Annotated in this window: 3 protein-coding genes; all 3 read left to right on the top strand. The window is 30.3% G+C overall.

All coding sequences use genetic code 11. The features are described 5' to 3' along the window. The coding region (gene traT / locus AJ930_RS05520; RefSeq protein WP_261659499.1) for a complement resistance protein TraT at nucleotides 1-741 on the top strand (741 nt) is incomplete at its 5' end. 12 nt (nucleotides 742-753) lie between these two features. Next, nucleotides 754-1,182, top strand: a complete 429-nt coding sequence (locus AJ930_RS05525; RefSeq protein WP_070274978.1) for a thioredoxin family protein — start codon at nucleotides 754-756, stop codon at nucleotides 1,180-1,182. A 1-nt stretch (nucleotide 1,183) separates the two neighbouring features. Then, on the top strand, nucleotides 1,184-2,191 hold the full coding sequence (locus AJ930_RS05530; protein ID WP_044779628.1) for a DUF3825 domain-containing protein: 1,008 nt from the start codon (nucleotides 1,184-1,186) through the stop codon (nucleotides 2,189-2,191). Nucleotides 2,192-2,230 lie beyond the last annotated feature (39 nt).

The raw sequence follows: 2,230 nt of genomic DNA on the forward strand, positions 1-2,230 counted from the left end.
GTTTTGGCAGCTAGTTTACTCACAGGTTGTTTAACAACTACTTTACAAACTAATGCAACAATGAGTCAAAGTATTTTTCTTGATCCTGTGGCTAAGGAAAAAAGAATTGTATTTTTAAATATCAAAAATACAAGCGGACATGATGTAAATTTAGAACCTAAATTAAGAAGTGCTTTGGAAGCTAAAGGATATAAAGTTATAGATGATCCTGATAAAGCAAATTATATTTTAAGTACCAATATTTTATATTGTGATAAAAAACAAGAAAATAATGCTGTAGGCGGTGCTGTTGCAGGAGGTGCTACAGGTGTGGCAGTTAGTGGCTATAATGGCGGCGGTGCAGGAGGTATGGTTGCTGCAGGTGCTGCAGGTGCTTTAGTAGGAGGACTTTTAGGAAAACTTACCGAAGATACAATTTGGCAAATGCAAGTAGATATTAATATCAAGCAAAAAGCTGATGGTAAAGTTTTAACTTCTAGTGGTAATGTTAGCGGACAAGCTAGCGTAAGAGATTCCCAAAGCTCAGGCTTTTTAAATAGCTTTGGCGGAAATGTTCGCAGTGATAAAGTAGGACATTTAAATTCAAATCAAATCAATAATACACAACAAACTTATGAAGGCAAATATATAGAAAAAAATACTATTATTTTTGCAGAAGCTGTGAAAACAGGACTTAAACTTCCTGAAGCTACGCCTATTTTAGAAGATAAAATTGCAAATCAGATTGCAGGATTATTCTAAAAAGGATATTGCATGATAAAAAAAATAAGAATTTTATTTTTAGTCATCTTTTTAGCCTTTAGCCCTATAGTGCTAGAGGCTAAAATCTACGATGATGTATATGTAGCACAAAAGCAAGCATTAAAAGAAGCAAAATTAATGATTTTTTTTGTGGTTTCAAACACTTGCGAATATTGTCACAAGCTTATGAATGATGTGTTAAATAATAGAGATTTAATGGAATACCTTAACAAAAATTTCATTGTTGCTATTTCTGATTTAAATGCCAATGGATTAATACCTAAAGACTTATTGTTTAATGGTGTAACTCCAACAACTTATATTTTAACTCCAACAGGAAAAGTAATAGGCACTCCTATTGAAGGAGCGGTTGATTCTGACATACTTTTTGGACTATTGAAAGGTTTAGAAGATTATAAGAAAGGACAATTAGGTTTTTAGCGTGGAAAAAAACATAGAAAAATTAATTTTAGAAGCCTATGAAGATAGTAAAACTAAATTTGACCATGTTACTACAGGACATATCAGTCAATATTTGAAAAGAAAATATGATTTAAAAATCAATTGTAGTAAGGCATTAATAGAAGCAGGCTTTGATCTTGAAAAAGATGAAAACGAACCTTCTTTAGTTTATGTTAAAAAAGCTACCACAAGAAACAAGACTTCAAATCGTGATCAAATTCAAAACAAAGTTGAAGAGAAACCTTTGTTGTTTCAATTTGCCTATTTTCCAAATTTTCTAAATACACTCCAAGAGCTTTCTAATATAGCTCAAAAAGAATTTTGGGGAAATGGAAATAATATTTTATTTTCTTATCTATTTAAATATTTTGAGTTCATTTACGAAAATAAAAGCTATCCTGATATTATTACTTATAATAAAGACAAAACAAAGGCATGTTTCAATACAGGTTTGTATAGTACAGGTGTTTTTCCAATATTTGCATGCTTTGAAAAGCAGGAAAATGGAGGATATATTTTTAGAAAATTTTGTTCTAATGGAGATAGAGTTTTAGATGATTTAGAAATACCTAAATCTTTAAGCGATTATGATACATTCAAAAATGAAATCATTTTTGACAGTAAATTGGATTTTAGGGTAAATCATTTGCATCTTTTTGAGAGAAAAGAGCGATTACCTGAAATTGTGAAAAAACTAAATGATAGGTTCATAGGACACATTATTAATGGTGAATTGAAAATCATCAAAGATAATTATAATCTTCAAAAGATGATTATTCCTGCAGCTTATAAGCAAAGAGTAGTTTTATACATTCCTTTGAAACTTCAAGAAGAATCAGTTGATACGATAGTTGTAGTTGAAAAAGAAGAGGTAAAAAACGAACAGTATTACGCTGTGAGAACTATACTAAATCCGCATGATAATATTTACAAAACTGCAAGAGTTCTTTCAATAGTTGAATCTGAATGGGTAAAAAACACCATTTGAAAGTGAAAACATTGGTAAAATAGGCTTTTGAGATAAGTC

It is taken from the genome of Campylobacter sp. BCW_6871, from assembly GCF_001762325.1.
In the GTDB taxonomy this organism is placed as follows: domain Bacteria; phylum Campylobacterota; class Campylobacteria; order Campylobacterales; family Campylobacteraceae; genus Campylobacter_D; species Campylobacter_D jejuni.

What these genes read in the sequence shown, in the direction of transcription:
- AJ930_RS05525 (WP_070274978.1), top strand. Translation starts at nt 754, where the DNA reads ATGATAAAAAAAATAAGAATTTTATTTTTAGTCATCTTTTTAGCCTTT.